At 68.7% G+C, this 18,127-nt stretch carries 16 protein-coding genes; 6 read left to right on the top strand and 10 right to left on the bottom strand.

Annotated elements, in window-relative coordinates:
• Positions 1 to 144: 144 nt before the first annotated feature.
• From E3O46_RS08125 to E3O46_RS19005, 3 genes are read left to right on the top strand one after another with little or no spacing between them, the layout of a single operon-like run.
• The gene (locus E3O46_RS08125; RefSeq protein WP_166791047.1) at positions 145 to 2,412 is read left to right on the top strand and encodes a putative bifunctional diguanylate cyclase/phosphodiesterase; all 2,268 of its coding nucleotides are present in this window, start codon (positions 145 to 147) and stop codon (positions 2,410 to 2,412) included.
• Complete coding sequence (locus E3O46_RS08120; protein WP_134445923.1) at positions 2,409 to 4,694, top strand: putative bifunctional diguanylate cyclase/phosphodiesterase; 2,286 nt, start codon at positions 2,409 to 2,411, stop codon at positions 4,692 to 4,694. Before E3O46_RS08125 ends, E3O46_RS08120 begins: the two co-directional genes overlap by 4 nt.
• A gap of 23 nt (positions 4,695 to 4,717) precedes the next feature.
• Complete coding sequence (locus E3O46_RS19005) at positions 4,718 to 6,118, top strand: MOSC domain-containing protein (RefSeq protein ID WP_420897724.1); 1,401 nt, start codon at positions 4,718 to 4,720, stop codon at positions 6,116 to 6,118.
• A 25-nt stretch (positions 6,119 to 6,143) separates the two neighbouring features.
• Here the strand turns inward: E3O46_RS19005 and E3O46_RS08110 are convergent, their stop codons facing one another.
• Both E3O46_RS08110 and E3O46_RS08105 read right to left on the bottom strand, forming a co-directional pair.
• Positions 6,144 to 7,004, bottom strand: a complete 861-nt coding sequence (locus E3O46_RS08110; protein WP_134559580.1) for a DarT ssDNA thymidine ADP-ribosyltransferase family protein — start codon at positions 7,002 to 7,004, stop codon at positions 6,144 to 6,146.
• A gap of 196 nt (positions 7,005 to 7,200) precedes the next feature.
• The gene (locus E3O46_RS08105; RefSeq protein ID WP_134445926.1) at positions 7,201 to 7,629 is read right to left on the bottom strand and encodes a VOC family protein; all 429 of its coding nucleotides are present in this window, start codon (positions 7,627 to 7,629) and stop codon (positions 7,201 to 7,203) included.
• 121 nt (positions 7,630 to 7,750) lie between these two features.
• On the opposite strand from E3O46_RS08105, the gene E3O46_RS08100 reads away from it, so the two are divergent.
• Positions 7,751 to 8,209 (top strand): GyrI-like domain-containing protein, encoded by a 459-nt coding sequence (locus E3O46_RS08100; protein ID WP_166787227.1) that lies wholly within the window; start codon positions 7,751 to 7,753, stop codon positions 8,207 to 8,209.
• A gap of 92 nt (positions 8,210 to 8,301) precedes the next feature.
• A complete protein-coding gene (locus E3O46_RS08095; protein ID WP_134445928.1) occupies positions 8,302 to 9,054 on the top strand; it encodes a potassium channel family protein in 753 nt (250 codons plus the stop codon).
• A gap of 68 nt (positions 9,055 to 9,122) precedes the next feature.
• Here the strand turns inward: E3O46_RS08095 and E3O46_RS08090 are convergent, their stop codons facing one another.
• From E3O46_RS08090 to E3O46_RS08070, 5 genes are all read right to left on the bottom strand, one after another.
• Entirely contained in the window at positions 9,123 to 9,932 is an 810-nt protein-coding gene (locus tag E3O46_RS08090; protein WP_134445929.1) for an endonuclease/exonuclease/phosphatase family protein, read from the bottom strand.
• Positions 9,933 to 10,070: 138 nt separating this feature from the next.
• Positions 10,071 to 11,090, bottom strand: coding sequence for an LLM class flavin-dependent oxidoreductase (locus E3O46_RS08085; protein ID WP_134561490.1), 1,020 nt, complete (start codon positions 11,088 to 11,090; stop codon positions 10,071 to 10,073).
• Between the two features lie 75 nt (positions 11,091 to 11,165).
• Positions 11,166 to 11,591: a DUF7715 family protein gene (locus E3O46_RS08080; RefSeq protein ID WP_134561489.1), complete on the bottom strand. Its 426-nt coding sequence runs from the start codon at positions 11,589 to 11,591 to the stop codon at positions 11,166 to 11,168.
• A gap of 123 nt (positions 11,592 to 11,714) precedes the next feature.
• The gene (locus E3O46_RS08075; protein ID WP_134561488.1) at positions 11,715 to 12,683 is read right to left on the bottom strand and encodes an aggregation-promoting factor C-terminal-like domain-containing protein; all 969 of its coding nucleotides are present in this window, start codon (positions 12,681 to 12,683) and stop codon (positions 11,715 to 11,717) included.
• A 314-nt stretch (positions 12,684 to 12,997) separates the two neighbouring features.
• Positions 12,998 to 13,810, bottom strand: coding sequence for an aggregation-promoting factor C-terminal-like domain-containing protein (locus E3O46_RS08070; RefSeq protein ID WP_134445933.1), 813 nt, complete (start codon positions 13,808 to 13,810; stop codon positions 12,998 to 13,000).
• A 289-nt stretch (positions 13,811 to 14,099) separates the two neighbouring features.
• Between E3O46_RS08070 and E3O46_RS08065 the strand changes: the two genes are divergently transcribed.
• Positions 14,100 to 14,699 (top strand): histidine phosphatase family protein, encoded by a 600-nt coding sequence (locus E3O46_RS08065; RefSeq protein ID WP_134561487.1) that lies wholly within the window; start codon positions 14,100 to 14,102, stop codon positions 14,697 to 14,699.
• A 101-nt stretch (positions 14,700 to 14,800) separates the two neighbouring features.
• On the opposite strand, the gene E3O46_RS08060 is transcribed toward E3O46_RS08065, so the two are convergent.
• From E3O46_RS08060 to E3O46_RS08050, 3 genes are read right to left on the bottom strand one after another with little or no spacing between them, the layout of a single operon-like run.
• A complete protein-coding gene (locus E3O46_RS08060; RefSeq protein WP_134559592.1) occupies positions 14,801 to 15,460 on the bottom strand; it encodes a bifunctional 4-hydroxy-2-oxoglutarate aldolase/2-dehydro-3-deoxy-phosphogluconate aldolase in 660 nt (219 codons plus the stop codon).
• Positions 15,457 to 16,566: a sugar kinase gene (locus E3O46_RS08055; protein WP_134561486.1), complete on the bottom strand. Its 1,110-nt coding sequence runs from the start codon at positions 16,564 to 16,566 to the stop codon at positions 15,457 to 15,459. Before E3O46_RS08055 ends, E3O46_RS08060 begins: the two co-directional genes overlap by 4 nt.
• A complete protein-coding gene (locus E3O46_RS08050; protein ID WP_134559596.1) occupies positions 16,566 to 18,113 on the bottom strand; it encodes a UxaA family hydrolase in 1,548 nt (515 codons plus the stop codon). Before E3O46_RS08050 ends, E3O46_RS08055 begins: the two co-directional genes overlap by 1 nt.
• Between the last annotated feature and the right edge of the window lie 14 nt (positions 18,114 to 18,127).

Genomic DNA, 18,127 nt, shown 5'->3' with positions numbered 1-18,127 from the left:
TAGGTCATGCCTGCACAGCCATTCTGCTCCTCCCCGCGGCCCCGGCGCCCCTGGCTGCCGCCCCTCCTTCGGGAGGTGGTCCCGATAATCCGGTCTGTCCCGCTGATATGCTGGGCACACGCAGGCGGAGGGGCACCGGTAACCATGACAACGCTGGCTCGCCGCCTCGGCACGTTCGCCCGGTATGTGGCCTCATCAGGCAATTGGCTTGTCTGGTTCATGTGTCTCCTGCTCTCCGTCTATACCGTCGCGCTCGTCTCGCAGGGGTCAGAGTTCAGCCCCTTCGTCGATGTGTGGCTCGCGATCATCACGAAGCTGAGTCTTGTCGCCGTCGCCTGGACCGCCGTCGTCCGCGCGGGCTTCGACCGCCGCGAGATCGTGTTCTCGGCGAGCGCCATCACGATCGTCGTCGCAGCGGACAGTTACGCATACTTCCGGCCCGGAGACTCCGACCAGTCCCAGACCCTCCCCGACATCGGATACTTCCTCTTCTATCTCCTGATCGTCACGGCAATCGTGGCCCTCGCACGTCGGCAGCGCCACCCGCCGGGCTGGCCGGTGCTCCTCGAGGGCGCGATCGGTATCCTCGGCGCCGGCTCCGTGCTCGCAGCGCTCCTCACCCCGATCCTCGACTCCGTGGGCACGACCATCGAGGCCGGCGCGACCGCCGTCGTCGTGACCTACCCACTCTTCAACGCGATGCTCGTGCTCGTGATCGCCGGAACCGCCGCGACCCAGGGCCCGGATCCGCGCCGGCGCTGGATGCTGCTCGTCCTCGGGCTGATGATCTTCTCCGCGACCGAAATCGTCTACCTGCGCATCGGAGACGCCTACGTCACGGGCACCTCCCTCGACGCGGGCTGGGCGATCGGACTCGCCCTCGTCGCCGTCTGGATCGATGCTTCGTCGCGCCAGACCGAGACGCACAGCCACACCCAGGACAGCGTCGCGGCCGTCGCCGTTCCGATCGTCTCGACGGGCGCGGGCCTCGGGGTGCTGATCCTCGCGAGCCAGGTCCCGGTGACCGGCTTCGCCATCGGGCTGGCCGCGACCGCCCTCGCCCTCGCTTCCCTGCCACTCGTCTCCCGGCAGATCGTGCTGCGGCACCAGGCCAGGACCGACGATCTCACCGGGCTGCCCAACCGGCGGGCCCTGTACGGCGATGTCACGGCCCGGATCACCAGGGAGCCCCGCGGGCGCCGGGCCCTCCTTCTGCTGGACCTCGACCGGTTCAAGGAGGTCAACGACAGTCTCGGGCACAATGCGGGCGATCGCCTGCTCGTGCAGGCCGGCATCCGCCTGTCGAACGAGCTGCGCGAACAGGACCTGCTCGCCCGGCTCGGCGGCGACGAGTTCGCGATCCTGCTCGACGACGTCGGCCATGCCGAAGCCGTCGACTTCGCGATCCGGGTGCGCGCTGCACTCGCCGTGCCGTTCACCCTCGAGGGCATCGCCCTGCAGACCGGGGTGAGCGTGGGCATCGCCCTGTACCCGGATCAGGGCAGCGACCTCACCGGGCTGATGCGCAAGGCCGACATGGCCATGTACAAGGCCAAATCGACCCGCAGCGGCCACCACGTGTACCGCAGCAACGACGACAGCCACGGCGACCTGCGCCTGCGCACCCTCTCCGAACTGCGGCTCGCCCTCCAGGACGACCAGCTCATCGTGCACTACCAGCCCAAGATCGACCTCGCATCGGGAAGCGTCGCCGGCGTCGAAGCCCTCGTGCGCTGGCAGCACCCCACCCGCGGACTCCTCTTCCCCGACCAGTTCCTCGTGCTCATCGAGGAGGCAGGGCTCATGCACGCCCTGACGCAGCGGGTGCTCGCCGTCGCGCTCGACCAGGCGAGGGTCTGGTCCGCCGCCTGGGCCGGGGACCTGCCCCTCTCGATCGCCGTGAACCTGTCGGCGAGTTCCCTCGTCGACGCCGAGCTTCCCGAACGGATCGAAAGCCTCCTCGCCGAGCGCGGCCTGCCTGGCTCGGTGCTCGAACTGGAAATCACCGAGGACTTCCTCATGAGCGACCGGGACCGGGCCAGGGACATTCTGGCCAGACTCCGCGCGAACGACATCCGCATTTCGATCGACGATTTCGGCACCGGCTACAGCTCGCTCGCGTACCTCCGTGACCTGCCCATCGACGAACTGAAGCTCGACCAGTCCTTCGTCTTCCCGCTCAAGGACGACCAGCGCGCCGCGGCGCTCGTGAAGTCCTCGATCGAGCTCGCGCACGGCCTCGGGCTGCGCATGGTCGCGGAGGGCGTCGAGAACGCCGCCACCTACGACGCCCTCGCCGGCTTCGGCTGCGACCAGGCCCAGGGGTACTTCATCTCCCGGCCGATCCCAGCGGATGCCTTCGACCGGTGGCTCGCTGACCGCCGGTCGGTCGCGGAGCCGGTCGCGACATGACGATCCTGCGCGGAGGGACGCGCACCCTGAAGTCGTCTCCGGAGCAGACGATGGACGCATCCGTCGGGCAGCCATCCAGCCGACCCCTGTGGATCATGGGCATACCGCTCGCCCTCTACGTCGTGATGCTCGTCGGCAAGGGCGGCGACTACAGTGTCCTCGTCGACTTCGTCCTCGCCGAGCTCGCTGGCCTGGCGACCGTCGTGGTCTGCTGGACCGCCGTCCGCCGGGCCGACTACGTCCGGCGAGAAGTGACACTCGCCGCCGCCGCCGTCACGTGCAATTTCCTCGGTGACGTCAGCTTCACCATCTCCACCCGGTTCCTCGGTGGGCCCGGTTCCCCCTCGGTCGCTGACCTGTTCTACCTGGCCTTCTACGGCCTGATCCTTGCCTCCCTCTTCGTCACCGCACGCCGGCAGCTCCGCAGGGTGCCCTGGGCGGCCTTCCTGAACAGTGCCGTCGGCTCGGTCAGTGTCGCCGCATTCATGGCCGTCCTCCTCAACCCGGTACTCGTCTCTGCTTCCGCCGAACCGGTGTCGCTCGAAACGCTCGTGAATCTCGCGTACCCGATGCTCGATCTGCTGTTGATCGCTGCTATCGCCGGCGTTGCCGCGCTCTACGGCCGACACGCCGGGCGCGCCTGGGTCTCTCTCATCGGCGGCCTCGTCGTCTACGCGGGCGCCGACGTGGCATACGCCCTCCTCGACGGCGGCTACTCCCTGGGAACCCTGCTCGATGCCAGTTGGGCGATCGGCCTGGCGCTCATCGCCGTCTGGGTCGACCGCGCGTCCTATCCCGTCGTCGCGGCGCCGCGGGAGCCGAACGGTGTGATGGCCTTCGTCGTTCCCGCGATCGCAACGGCCGCGGGACTCGGGATCCTGGTCTACGCGACCCAGAATCACATCTCGGCACTCGCGATCGGTCTCGCGAGCGTGACACTGGCCCTCGCAGTCATCCCGATGATCTCGCGGGAGCGGGGACTCAACCACCTCTCACGCACCGACGACCTGACCGGGCTGCCGAATCGCCGGGCCATGTATTCCGACGTCGCGGCGCGGCTCGCGTCCGACCGGAAGCAGGGCAGCGCGCTCCTCCTCCTCGACCTGGACCGGTTCAAGGAGGTCAACGACAGCCTCGGTCACGATGCCGGCGATCGACTTCTCGTGCAAGTCGGCGTGCGGCTGGCGCGCGAGCTCGGACCGCTCGACCTGCTGGCGCGGCTCGGCGGCGATGAGTTCGCGATCCTCGTCGCACGAAACAGGGATGGGGAGGCATCCGCTCTCGCCGATCGATTGCGGGCGGCGCTCGCCGTACCCTTCACGCTCGAGGGCATTTCCCTGCAGACGAGCGTCAGTATCGGCATCGCGCTGTACCCGAGCCACGGCCGCGACCTGGGCGCCCTGATGCGCAAGGCCGACACCGCCATGTACGTGGCGAAGTCCACCGGCAGCGGGTTCCACGTCTATCAGTCCGACGACGACCGGCACAGCGAGGTGCGCCTGCGCACCCTTCAGGAACTGCGGGAGGCGCTCGTCCAGGACCAACTCACCCTGCACTACCAGCCCCGCATCGACCTCGACACGTCCGAGATCCATGCCGCCGAGGCCCGGATCCGCTGGAATCACCCGGTCCGTGGCCTGCTGCACCCCTCCGAATTCGTCGATCTCGTCGAGGACGCCGGCCTCGTGCGGGCGCTGTCGGAGGCCCTGCTCGTACAGGCGCTCGACCAGGCCGCCGCCTGGCGGGACCGGGGACTGGACCTCGGCGTCGCGATCCGGCTTCCCCAGGCTGCGCTGATCGACGCCGGCCTCCCCGAACACCTCGGCGCCATGATCGCGAATCGCGCGTTGCCGCCGTTCGTGTTGACTCTCGAGATCAGCGAGGAGTTCCTGCTCGCCGACCAGTCCCGGGCGCGCGCTGTGCTGAACCGGTTGCGAGGCCAGGGTGTGCGGATGTCTATCGACGACTTCGGGACGGGCTACAGTTCCCTCGCCTTGCTGCGCGACCTCGCCATCGACGAACTTCGCCTGGACGAATCGTTCATCGTCGCGATGGGACACGACGAACGCTCATCGACCCTCGTCAATTCCGCCATCGCCCTCGCCCACAGCCTCGGACTGCGAATGGTCGCCGAAGGCGTCGACAGTGACGAGGCATACGAGGCCCTCGTGCGGTTCGGCTGCGACTCCGCCCAGGGCAGCCTGCTCTGCGTGCCGCTTCCCGCCACCGAGTTCGACGCCTGGTTGACCGCCCGCCTTGTTGCGGAGCAGACCCGGGAGTAGAACGAGGAGTGGAGAGGAGCCGTATGTTCTGCTCCCAACGAAAGCTCGGACTTCCCGTCGTACTCGCCGTCAGCATGGTTCTGGCCGGCTGTGCGCCGTCGTTCCCCAGCCCGACGCCAGCCCCGACGTCCACGTCTGCTTCCACCCCCACCGCGTCCCCCACCGCCTCCCCGTCCGCACCCGGAACGGACAGCGCCACGCCGCCTCCCGACGACGCGACGGCGACCCCGCAGCCCGGTGACCGCGTCCTCTCCGCCCGGATCAGTTACGGCTGGGCCTGGCCGGGACCCGGACAACCGGCAACGATCGGCCATGACATCGCGGTCCCGATCGCCCCGCCGCCGAGTCCGCCGCTGCCGTCACTGACCTCGATCGGTGCGGGGGCGCATCCGCTCGCCTCACCGCCATACGACCAGCTGAGCTTCCGGTTCGAGGGCGGCTTCCCCGGTTATGAACTCGAATACGTGCCGGTCCTGACCGGAGATGCGAGCGGCCTGACGATTCCGATGGACGGAACCGACAGCATCCTGCGGGTGGTGTTCCGCCTCGCGCAGGCCCACACCGAGGACGGTATCTCGAGTGTGCTCGAGGCTCCGCGCGAAGCGGTCGGCCTGGCCGCCATCACCCGGTACGCCCCGGCCGGGGACTTCGAGGGCACCGTGACCTACGGGATCGGGGTCGGGCATCCGGTGCCGAGCACCGTGAACACCGCCGTGCGGGTGTACGAGGTCGAGCGGATCGAGCAGGGCCGCCACCTCTACGTCGTGGCCGTGCAGGTCGACGCCAGCCCCTGGCGCGGACGAGCGGCATGCCAGAATCGTCTCATGGTGACTTCCCCGCCCGAACAGCCCACGCAGCCCGACCAGCCGATGCGGTCCGAGCACTCTACGGCGGTCGTGTCGGTGAGCCTCGATGACGCGCACCGGTTCAGCAAGCCTGCCGCGCCGCGCATCCTCCTGCTCGAGGGTCTCGGCGCCGAGGGCGACGCGCACGCGGGTGCGACCGTGCAGCACCGCTACCACGTGAAGAAGGACCCGACGGCGCCGAACCTCACCCAGGTGCACCTGATCCCGTCCGAGCTCTTCGACGAGCTCGCCCACGACGGCTACACCGTGCGGCCCGGCGAACTCGGCGAGAACGTGACCACCCGGGGGATCGACCTCACCGGGCTCCCCCTCGGCACCCGGCTGCACCTCGGCGCCGACGCCGTCGTCGAACTGACCGGCCTGCGCAACCCCTGCTCGCTGATCAACGGATACCAGGGCGGGCTGATGAAGCAGCTCATCGAAACGGATGCCGCCGGCCGCATCACCCGCAAGGCCGGCGTGATGAGCGTGGTCGCGTCCGCTGGTGCGGTCCAGCCGGGAGACATCATCCGGATCGAGCTGCCCGAGGGGGAACAGGTCCCCCTCGACGTCGTCTGAGACGACCGCTCGCGCGTCGGACGGCCTAAGCGGTGACCTGCTCCGAGGCGTGGAACCACGGCGGGTACACCGCGACCTTCGGGCGGTGACCGGACTCGGCGAGAATGCCGCGCACGACGTCACGGACCTTGTCATTCGCGACGGCGACGATGGTGACGAGCTCGAACGGGAAGGTCTCCTCGACGAGGAGTTCGGCCTCGAGGAGCGCTGCGGCATCCTTCTCGGCACGCAGCCGGCGGAGGACCCGGTCGCTCGTCTCCGGCGTCGCACCGACACGGGTCAGGGTGCCCGCTGCATCGCCGTCGGTCACGGCGATGACGCCGAGGGCGGGCTCACCGTGGCCCGACTGGGCCTCGACGACCTTCTTGACCGTGCTGACGAGGATCACGAAGTCGAAGTTCTCGGCATACGGTGCGTCCCTGGACAGGCGCGGGTCCCCGGTGTTCGTGAGGATGCTGTCCCAGATGGTCGCGTTCGGCGAGAGGAAGAACGGCACGAAGTGCGCGACGGTCGTGTTCTCGGTGCCGGCGATCAGCGTGCTGCGGCGCTTCTCACGGTTGGGAACGGAGGAGATGTCGACGGCGGGTCGCACGGCCCAGGCCTCGCTCGCGTCGGCGAGGAGGCCGCCGCTGGCGAGGATGCCGGCGAGGTTGCGGATGTGGGTCAGGTGATAGATGCGCTGCTCGCCGACGTTGTCGGGGGCGGATTTCGGCCCGATCGACGACTTGGCCCGGGTCGAGGGGCGGGGGCGGGTCGCACTCGTCGCACCGGAGGCGCTGCTTGCCGGGGCGCTCCGCAGCGACGGCGGCTTCGAGGCCGTCTTCGAGCGCGCCGGCGACGGGGCGGACTTGGCCCGGCTCGCGCGAACCGCGGGTGTCGCGGGCACAGCCTCCGGAACCGGTTTCGGGAAACAGATGGCGCACAGGCCACCCTCGAGTCCGTGGATGCATTCGTTGCTCAAAGCCAGAAAACCTCTCGTGTTCGTGTCCCCCACATTCTTCGAATACCCGTGTTCGAAGACCACGACTCAACGCTACGGTGATTTTGCCCCGAGCGGTTACCGGGATCGGCCCTGAACCCGGTTATTGGATGCAGAACTCGTTTCCCTCGGGGTCGGCCATGATGTAGTGGAATTCCGGGAACGGCCCCCACTTCTCGTCGACCATGCGAACCACAGATGCCCCGAGCGCGACGATCCGATCCCGTTCCGCATCGATCTCGTCCCTGCTCGGCGCCCGTCCCGGTGTCGCGCTGATGTCGAGGTGCACCCGGTTCTTGACGGTCTTGCCCTCCGGGACCCGCTGGAAGAACAACCGCGGCAACAGGCCCTCCGGATCCCCGGCGATGCTGCGCGTCTCGAGGTCCGCGTCGGTGAGGTCGCTCGTGAGTACGAGTTCGCGCAGCTCCGGCGGCCACTCGGCTCGGGGATAGCCGAGTACGTCCGCCCAGAAGTGCGAGAGCTCGCGCGGGTGTGCGCAGTCGAACACGATGTTTCCGATCTTGCCGGCCATGGGCCCTCCTCGGGGTTGGGGTCTTCGCGACCACTATGCACCCTTACGTCGCTTCGGGCGGCGGTCTACTGTGGGCCGCAGCGGGTCCCTCCGGGGCCCGGTAACCGACCAGGGAGACTCCATGAAGGCCGAACAGATCACCCTCGAACCCCGCACGTTCCTCGGAGTCCACGAGGTGATCCCGATGAGCAGGCTGACCGAATATTTCGATCGCGCCTTTCGTACCTCCGCCGCCGAACTCGGCAGGCTGGGCGCCCACCCGAGCGGTCCGCCGATCGCGCTCTATCACGGCGCCCCCACGGATGCCGCGGTCGACGTGACCGCCGGATTCCCCGTCGTCGACGAGGTCAGTGCGACCCGGGCCGTCGAGGTCGTGCACCTTCCGTCCGGTCCGGCCGTCGAGACGTTCCACGTGGGCTCATACGAGACGATGGCCGAGACGTATGCGGCCGTGACGGACTGGATCACCGCGCAGAAGCTCACCGTCGCCGGGGACATGTGGGAGGAGTACCTGGTGGGTCCGGACGCCGAACCGGACCCTGCCAAGTGGCGCACCCGGATCGTGTTCCCGCTCGCCTGAGTCCGCCACGCTTTTTTCGAAACGCGGGCGCAACAATCACCCTCTAACATGAGCACGCGACCTGCGACCATGACGAGCCAGGAGAAGGCGATGTGAGAAGCTCCCGCTGGGAACGCGCGACCGACACTCCCCTGCTCGCGCTCGGAATCGCTTTCCTGATCGCGTACGCGACGCCGATCATTGCGCCGGAGATCAGTCCCGGCTGGCACCTGTTCCTCGAGTGGATCGAGATCGGCAGCTGGGCGGCCTTCGCGGTCGATTTCGTGGTGCGGGTGAGCCTCGCGGAGGATCGACGCGCGTTCATGCGCACCCATATCCTCGACCTTCTCGCGGTCGCCCTGCCGTTGTTCCGACCGTTGCGGGCCCTGCGGGTGGTCTCGGTCGTGATCCTGTCCACCCGCCGGCTGAGTAAGGTGCTCAAGAACCGCGTGATGACCTACGTGGGCATCACGGCGGTGTCGGTCTGGTTCATCGCGGGCCTCGCGGTGACCGATGCGGAACGGAACGCGACCGGCGCGAACATCGTGACGGTGTGGGACGGCTGGTGGTGGTCGTTCATCACGATGGCCACCGTCGGATTCGGGGACCACTTTCCCGTCACGACGGACGGCCGCCTCGTCGCTGTCGGCCTCGTGGTCACCGGGATCGCGCTGATCGGCACCATCACCGCGTACATCGCATCGTGGTTCGCCGCCGCCAGCCGCGAGGCCGAGGAGGCCATCAAGGTCGAGCTCGGCGTCAACGAGGACAAAATAGACGCCCTCACCGTGGAGATCGGCGAGCTCAAGGCCCTCGTCGAGCGCCTGGTCGGCCAGCCGCTCCCGGCCCCGCCGACCGCGGACTGACGAGCAGGCTCAGACCCGCAGGCCCGCACCCGTACCTGTACGTCCAGACCGGTCGCAGGCCGGCCGTCTCAGATGTCGAAGTCCGTGCTCGGCGGTGCAGCTGCGGTCTCGGTCGCGGTCGTCGTCGCGGTCCTCGCGACCGAGCGGGCGGCATCCGTCTCACGGATGCTCTTCCGCGCGCTCTGCCGGAGGGTCTGGCTCACGGGCTCCGCGGTGTAGGAGGAGGTCACCAAGATCGGCATGTGGTCGGACGTGCCGCGCGGGAGCGTCTCGACATTCTCGATGGTCAGGCCGACCGAGGTTGCGAGGTCGAAGTGGCCCCTGAAGAACCGGTAGCGGGTGTACGTGCGGGTGTCGCTCAGGGTGAGGTCATAGCCGGACTCCGTGACCTTGTCGCCGAGGTTGCCCTTGAAGATCGGGTAGTTGTAGTCCCCGACCATCAGCGTCGGCAAGCCGGGGCCGAGGCGATTGAGTTCCTCGTGCGCCGAACGGATCTGGTTGCGGCGCAGCGAATTGCGCGCGGTCAGCGGCGCAGCGTGGAAGGACGCGACGACGAGCTCGCGATCGGCGACCTTGTCCACGAGCCGGGTGCCGATCAGGCGCTCGTGCGCCGGGCGCAGCACCATGTCGTGCAGGGACTTCTTGAGCGCGAAGGCCTGGGTGGTGACGGCGTCGAAGCGGTCCTGGCGGTAGTAGATCGCGAGGCCGAGCCGGTTGGTCAGGGTCGAGTCGGCGAGATGCAGGGTGCCGATGTCGTCGGGCAGTTCGAGGGTGTCCGCCTCCTGGAGGCAGAGCACGTCCGGCTCATAGGTGACGGAGAGCGCGGCGAGTTCACCGACCGCTCGGTTCTTCCGGAGGTTGTAGCTGATGACCCGCACGTCTCTGACCTGGCTTCCGACTCGTGGTGGTGATTCAAGCCTAACGCGCGCGGCTGAAAGGTTCACAAGGCTTCGGGACGCTTAAGCGGGCTACCGGTCAGTTCCCCAAGCGTTCTGGGCCGGGGTCGTGCGGCGGCCTCAACGCCAGCCGAGACCCGGGGCGACGTGGGTGACGATGCTCTCCAGGAGGCGCGCGTTGTATGCGACTCCGAGCTGGTTGGGGATCGTCACGAGCACGGTGTCTGCGGCCTGCACCGCGGCATCCGTCGCCAGCTGGGCGACGATCTGGTCGGGCTCGCCGACGTAGCTTTTGCCGAAGCGGGCGAGGCCGCCGTCGAGGTAGCCGACCTGGTCCTCGGACTCCCGGCTGCCCGGCCGGGCGAAGTAGGCCCGGTCCTCTTCGGTGACGAGCGGCAGGATGCTGCGGCTCACCGACACCCGCGGCGTGCCGGTGTGGCCCGCGGCGGCCCAGGCTTCACGGTAGATCGCGATCTGCTCCGCCTGGAGGTCGCCGAACGGGACACCGGTGTCTTCGGTCAGCAGCGTCGAGCTCATCAGGTTCATGCCCTGCTCACCGACCCATTTCGCGGTCGCCCGGGTGCCGGAGCCCCACCAGATCCGCTCGCTCAGTCCCGGAGCCTGCGGCTGGATCGGCAACAGCGCCGTTCCAGCAGACATCTGCGGGTTCGGCGTCGCGACACCGGCCCCGATGATCGCCGCCCGGAAGACCGAGGTGTGCTCGCGGGCGACATCCGCGTCTGTCTGCCCGTCTGCGGGCGCATAGCCGAAGTTCTCGTAGCCGCGCTGCGCGGTTTCGGGTGACCCGCGGCTGATGCCGAGCTGGAGGCGCCCGTTGCTGATCAGGTCGGTGATCGCGGCCTCCTCGGCCATGTACAGCGGGTTCTCGTAGCGCATGTCGATGACGCCGGTGCCGAGCTCGATCCGGTTCGTGCGCGCCGCCATCGCCGCGAGCAGCGGGAACGGTGAGGCGAGCTGCCGGGCGAAGTGGTGCACACGCACGTATGCCCCGTCCACGCCGAGTTCCTCGGCGGCGACCGCGAGCTCCACCGTCTGGAGGAGGGCGTCGCGTGCGGTGCGGGCAAGGGAGCCCTGCACCGCCTGGTGGTGGCCGAAGGAGAGGAATCCGATGCGCTTCATGACCGGTGCAGCGCGGAGGGGCCGCCGGGTATTCCCGTCGCCCGCGCGGCACCACCGCTCCCCGGACTGGCCGCGCTACCCACGCTCCTTCCCGCGCCGCTTCTTCGCCGCGGGCACCCGTCGCACAGTGAGCCTGTCGAGGCGGCGTTCCACAACGGTGCCCTCCTCGAGGATCGTCGCGAGCGTGATGAGCTCGTCGACGAGTTCAGGGACCGGGCGCGCCTGGCAGCAGACGCACCAGCCGCGCGCGTCGAAACACGCGCGCAGGGCCTGCTCGTAGTAGTCCCTCGTGAGGCCGGGCACGTCGCATACCCGCGCCGTCGTCGTGGACTGGAGCGAGTGCATTCCGCTGAACGAGCGCCCGCAGCCGCAGTCCCCGTATGGGGCCCACCGGCTATACGGGCACGGCTCGAGCATCCACACGAGCTCACCCTCGATACAGCCGTTCGAGTCACTGCCGCGGGAGCCCTGCGTCGCCCCTGTGGCCACCAAAACCTTCATTTCCGTCCTCCTCGGTCTCGGCACGAGCCTCAGGGAGTGGATGGAATGACGCTAACAGTGGCCACCGACAGACGAACAGGTGGAGGGGTGCGGGCGAGCGACGGCGGGTCAGCACCCGACCGATCAGTAGTAGCCGAAGGACTCGGAGTGCGCCCAGGCAGAGCAGGGAGTGCCGTAGGCCGACTTGATGTAGCCGAGGCCCCAGCTGATCTGCGTCGCCGCGTTCGATGCCCAGTCCGAGCCAGCGGAGGCCATCTTGCTGCCGGGCAACGCCTGCGGGATGCCGGTTGCTCCGCTGGAGCTGTTGTACGCCTGGTAGTTCCAGCCGGATTCCCTCTGCCACAACTGGCTGAGGCAGCTGAATTCCCCGCTGCCCCAGCCGTACTGGGAGGAGGCCATCGCACTCGCCGTCGCGCGCGCGCCGGCCGGGCTGTTGTCCCCCGACGATGACACGGACGCCGCCGCTTGCGGCGCAGCGGCCGCAGCAGCTGCCGCAGCCGCCTTCGCTGCTTTGGCCGCCTGGGCCGCCTGGGCTTCCGCGGCGGCCCTGGCGGCGGCAGCGGCTGCGGCCTCAGCGGCGGCCTTCTCGGCCGCAACGCGGTCGACTTCTGCGACCGCAGCCTGCACGGTCGTCGTCTCGGCCTTGGTCCGGGCGGTCAACGACTCGACCTGGTCGATGGGCAGGACCTGGAAACTCGCCAGCGAACTCGCCGCTGCGGTCAAAGTGGAAGCATCCACTTTGTTCGCGGCTGCGGCGACGACCTGGTTGGCGTCGACCAACGCAGCGGATGCCGCATCCTGGGCGTGTACCTTCGCGATCGAGGTGTAGACGGTGAGCTGGTCGTGTTGCCGGCCTGTCGCCGCTGCGACGTCGGCCGTTGCCGCGATCCGGCTCTGGGAACGGGTGGCCGCCTCGGCGGCCGCACTGACCGCGAAGCCGCTTCCGGCCACGATCGCGGCGATCGCGAGACCGGCCGTGACGAGGGTGAACCGTTTCGGGCGACGTCCCCTGGATCCGTTCCTGCGCGAGGCCCGGGTGTCGACCGGAGCCGAATCTGTTGGCGAATCTGGTGCGGATTGAGCTGAGTTCATGATTCCTGCCATCGAGAACCGGCTGGAAAACCGCCCGGTTCGCTGAGTGTCAGGCCCACGCTCTCGGTGACGGCGCGGGCGAATTGGCCATAGTGCAGACGCTTTCTGGCAAAGTCCCGACCAAAACCTCCACAAGTCATCCACGGGGTAACCGGTCAACCGGGTTCTGCAGGGGTGGCGGGCCGCACTAGTCCCGGCCCGCCGCCCTTGTTGAGCGCGATTCCGCTTTTCTGAGGTTTTCTCAGGAATGCAGGGGCCTATTTCCGGCCACGGGCATCCGGATCGGTGGAACGCGGCTCCCGATCAGCGGGCACTCAGTAGTAGTTGTAGGCCTCGGAGTGCGCCCAGGCCGCGCACGGCGTCCCGTAGGAGGCGGCGATGTAGCCGAGACCCCAAGCGACCTGCGTCGCGGCGTTGGTGGCCCAGTCGGAGCCGGCCGAAGCCATCTTGCTCCCCGGAAGAGCCTGCGGGATACCGGTGGCCCCACTCGAGTTGTGGGCCGTGTACGACCAGCCGGACTCCCTCTGCCATAACTGCACGAGGCAGCTGAACTGGCCGTCGCCCCAGCCGTACTTCGAGGCGGCCAGGCCCTGGGCCACCGCCTTCGCGCCCGCGGGCGTGTTCGCTGAGGCGAGGGCCTGCAGCCTTTGGGCCTCTGCCGCAGCGGCTGCGGCAGCGGCCTTCTCGGCGGCGACCCGGTCTGCTTCGGCCGCAGCGGCTTCGACGCTTGTCGATATGGCGGCCGTGCGCTGGGTGAGCGACTCGACCTCGTCGATGGGCAGGACCTGGTAGCTCGCGAGCGAGCTCGCGACGTCGCTCAGGGTGGTCGCGTCGACCTTGTCCTTGGCGGCAGCGAGCACCGCGTTGGCCCTGTCGAGCGCGACGGCGGCGGCGTCCTTCGCGTGCACGGTGGCGATCGAGTCGTACACGGCCAGTTGGTCGTGCTGGCGGCCGGTGCTCGCGGAGAGGGCTGCGGTGGCGGTCACGCGGTCCTGGGCGGCGTTCGCGGCCTGAAGGGCGTATGAGCCCCCGGTGACGAGGGCCACGGCGACGGCGGAGGCCAGGGAGATGGCGATGATCCGGCGAGAATGCGGTGAGCGGCGGGGTGGTGCTGAATGCGATGTCATATAGTCCCGTTGTCGCAAACGCGGGCGCACGAACAGGGCTCGTGGGCCAGCGCTCACTGGTCTCGGGCCCACGCGCTCGGATGCTGCGCAGGCGAATCGGCCATAGTGGCCGGGATTCCTGCACAAACCCTCACTTTTTCCTCCGAAAGTCATGGGTATCGGGGCGCGTTCCGCACGCGTGCCCCGTCAGGCTCCGCGACGAGCCTGTCTAAACTCGAAGAATCGACATGTTCATTCCGGTCGATATCCGCGAACGTTCCCACGACGCTGAAGATCACGAGGTTTCATCATGACCGCGCACGACATCGTCCTGATCCGGCACGGGCAGACCGAGTGGAGCATTTCCGGTCGGCACACCGGCCGCACCGACATCCCCCTGACCGACCTCGGTCGGCAGCAGGCGGACGCGCTCGGCGAGATGCTCGACGGCGAGGCGTTCCCGACGGTCTTGTCCAGCCCGCTGCAGCGGGCCTGGGAAACCATGGAGCGCGCGGGATATGCCGCGCAGGGCATCGCTTCCCAGGACATTCTCGAGTGGGACTATGGCGTGTTCGAGGGGCGCACGACCGAGGCCATCCGCCGGGAGATCCCGGACTGGTCCGTGTGGACGCACCCGATGACCGGCGGCGAGTCCGCAGACGAGGTCGGCGCGCGTGCCGACCTCGCGATCGAGCAGTGCCTCGCAGCTCCGGGCCCGGTCGCCGTGTTCGCGCACGGACATTTCCTGCGCATCATGACGGCGCGCTGGATGGGCCTGCCTGCCTCCGCAGGGAAGCACTTCAGCCTCGGGACCGCCACGGTGTCCACCCTCGGCTGGGAACGCGATAACCGTGTGCTGCAGATGTGGAACGACGCCTGCCACCTGAACTCGATGGACCCGGTTCTCTGACCTACCGTTCCCGGCCGCGCGTTAAACCGCAAACGCGGCGTCCAGGGGCCGAAGCACGTCCTGGACGCCGCAGTCTTTGTGCGACTCGCTCTCGCTGAGTCTTACTTCCGGCCGGCACCCGTCAGAGCGGATGCTGCGCTGGCGGCGATGAGGCCGCGCACGAGCTCGAGCTGGGCGTCGTCCGCGAAGGACGAGCTCAGGCCGACGACGCTGACTCCGGAGGAGAGGAAGTCGGGCGCGTTGAGCGCGGTGACCCCTCCGGTGGCGATGAAGTTCATGTCGGGGTACGGCCCCTTCATCGACTTCGCCCAGTTCGGGCCGAGGATCGAGGCCGGGAAGACCTTGACCCAGCGGAGGCCGAGCGCACGAGCCTGGAGGATCTCGGTCGCAGTAGCCACCCCCGGAAGATGCGGGATGCCGCGGCGAACGCTCTCCGCGACGATCTCCGGGCTGAAGCCCGGGGAAACGGTGAAGGCGACGCCGACCTTCTCGGCGGCGTCGAGCTGCTCGAGGGTCGTGACGGTGCCGGCGCCGACGACGAGGCCGCGCTCGGCGGCCGCCTCGGCGACGGCCTTCAGGACGGGAACCGCGTCACTGGTCTGGATGGGGATCTCGACGTGCTGGACACCGGCATCCCAGGCGCGCTCGGAGAGGCGCACGGATTCGGTCAGCGAGAGCCCACGCAGAACGGCGAGGACGGGAATCCGGAAGAAGTCTCCGGGGAACCACTCATTGGTGGGAAGGGCGGTTGTGCTGGTCATACGGTCAGTCTCCTAAGATCGGTGAGATCGGAATGTGAGTCGTGGGTGTCGGGAGCGTTCCCGACGGCGGCCGGGGATCCGGCGCCGGATCCGGCGGCGGCGGCGGGAGTTGCTGCGAACAGCCCGTGGCCGGGCCGGAAGTCCTCGCGGCTGCCGAGCGCCCAGGCGGCGAGCGAGTGCCCGTGGTTCAGGCGGACTTCGGACGACTCGCCGTTCATGAGTGCGGACAGGTAACCGGCGGCGAACGCGTCTCCGGCTCCGACCGGCTCGACGACCTCGACCTTGTGGGCAGGGACGACCGTGGTGCGGCGGGTGCCGTCGGGCAGAAGCGCGTACTCCGTCGCGTCGACGGCTCCGTCCTTGACGACGAGGTAGGGCACGTCGGGCAGCAGGGCGCGCACGTCGTCGGAGGTGACGCAGCCCCAGATGGTGGCGGCTTCGTCGAGTCCGACGAGGACGACCGTCGCCTTGTCGGCGAGTTCCCGCAGCCGCGGACCGGCCACGCTCACGGGCCAGAGCTTGGACCGGTAGTTGACGTCGAAGGACACCGAAGTGCCCCACTCTGCCGCGTGGTCGAGCACGTGTTCCACCAGGGCGGAGCAGCTCGGCGACAGCGAGGGCGTGATGCCGCTCGTGTGGATCAGGTGGGCGGACTGGAGGGGCCAGGCCCCGGCATCCGCCACGCCCAGCTCGGAGGCGGCGGAACCCGCACGATAGTAGAAGACGTGCGCGCCGGTACCGGTGTCCGGCTCCTTGAGGTACAGGCCGGTCGGGCTGACCGCGGTGCGGTTCACCCAGCGGGTGTCCACTCCCCCGCAGTCGAGCGTCGAAATGATCTTGGTGCCGATCGGGTCCTGGCCGACATTGCCGGCCCAGGCCACGTGGTGGCCGAGCTCGGCGAGGTGCGCGGCGACATTGGACTCCGCCCCGCCGACGCCGAGGTGGAAGCCCTCTGCGATGTCGAGCGACGTCGTCGAGGTGGGGGTGAACATGCCCATGGTCTCGCCGAAGCAGACCACCTGCGGTTCGCCCTGGTCGGCGCCGGAGGCGACCGGGTTGCCCGGCTCCTCCTGCAGTGCCTGGGCGCCTGCTTGCTCGTCGGTCATCAGGTCACCGCTCCGATGTGCCACGGCACGAACTCTTCCTGGCCGACGTTGAACTCTTCGCTCGTGGTCTGCTTTCCGGAGGCGACGGCGATGATCATGTCGAGGATCTCGGCGCCGACCTCTTCGACGCGGGCGGTGCCATCGGCGATCCGTCCGGCGTTGATGTCGACGTCGTCGCCCTGGCGCACGAACAGCGCGGTGTTGGTGCCGACCTTGATGCTCGGGGTGGGCTTGCAGCCGAAGACCGAGCCGCGGCCGGTCGTGAAGACGACGACCGTCGCACCGCCGGCGACGAGTCCGGTGACGGACACCGGGTCGTAGCCGGGGGTGTCCATGAAGCCGAGGCCCCGGGTGGTCATCGGTTCGGCGTATTCGTAGACCGCTGCGAGGTCGGCGCGGCCGGCCTTCGCGACGGCGCCGAGCGACTTCTCCAGGATGGTGGTGATGCCGCCGGCCTTGTTGCCGGGAGAGGGGTTGTTGTCCATGGTGCCGCCACCGGTGACGATGTACTTCTCCCACCAGTTGATCCGGTCGATCAGCTTGAGGCCGACCTCGCGGGTCGTGGCGCGGGCGGTGAGCAGGTGCTCGGCGCCGTAGATCTCAGGCGTCTCGGCGAGAACGGATGTTGCGCCGTTGGCGACGAGGACGTCCGAGGCCCAGCCGAGGGCCGGGTTCGCGGTAATGCCCGAGTAGCCGTCGGAGCCGCCGCAGTTGAGGCCGAGGACGAGTTCCGAGATGTCGATCGGTTCGCGGCGACGTTCGTCGAGCTTCTCCGCCATCTCGAGGATCGCCTCGACGCCCGCGGCGACGGTGGCGCGCATGCCACCGGTCTCCTGGATGGAGAGGGTCGTGACGAGGGTGTCTGCCGGAAGCTCGCCCTGGCCGAGGATGACGTCGGCCGGGGTCATTTCGCAGCCGAGGCTGAGCACGAGCACTCCGGAGATGTTCGGGTGGGCCGCGTAGCCGTTGAGGGTGCGGACGAGCATCTGCGCGCCCTCGCTCTCGAGGACCAGGCCGCAGCCGCTCTGGTGCGTGAGGGCGATGACGCCGTCGACGTGCGGGAAGCGGTCGAGCAGGTCGCCGCGGAAGCGGTCCGCGATCAGCTTCGCGGTCGTGCCGGAGCAGTTGACCGTCGTGAGGATCGCGATGTAGTTGCGGGTGCCGGCGCGGCCGTCCGCCCGGCGGTAGCCGTCGAAGGTCCGGCGGGCTCCCGTCGGGGCGGGCAGCTCGGTGTGCACGGTACCGAACTCGTGCACGCGGGCGCCGAGGTCCATACCGAGGTTCTGGCTGTGCACGTGTTCGCCGCGCACGATCGGCGCCGTTGCGGTGCCGATCGACTGGCCGTACTTGAGGACCTTCTCCCCGACCGCAACCGATCCGAGTGCGATCTTGTGGCCGCTCGGGACGGCCCCGATCACATTCAGAACGCTGTCCCCCAGGGTGATGGCTTCACCGGGAACGAGGTCCCGGAGGGCAACAGCGACATCGTCGCCTTCCGCCATGACGAGCACGGATGTGCCGGTCGCAATGCTGTTGATGTGGCTCATGAGATCTTTTCTCT

Source organism: Cryobacterium glucosi (genome assembly GCF_004402235.1).
GTDB lineage: Bacteria > Actinomycetota > Actinomycetes > Actinomycetales > Microbacteriaceae > Cryobacterium > Cryobacterium glucosi.
This window is presented reverse-complemented; position numbering and strand designations above follow the sequence as displayed.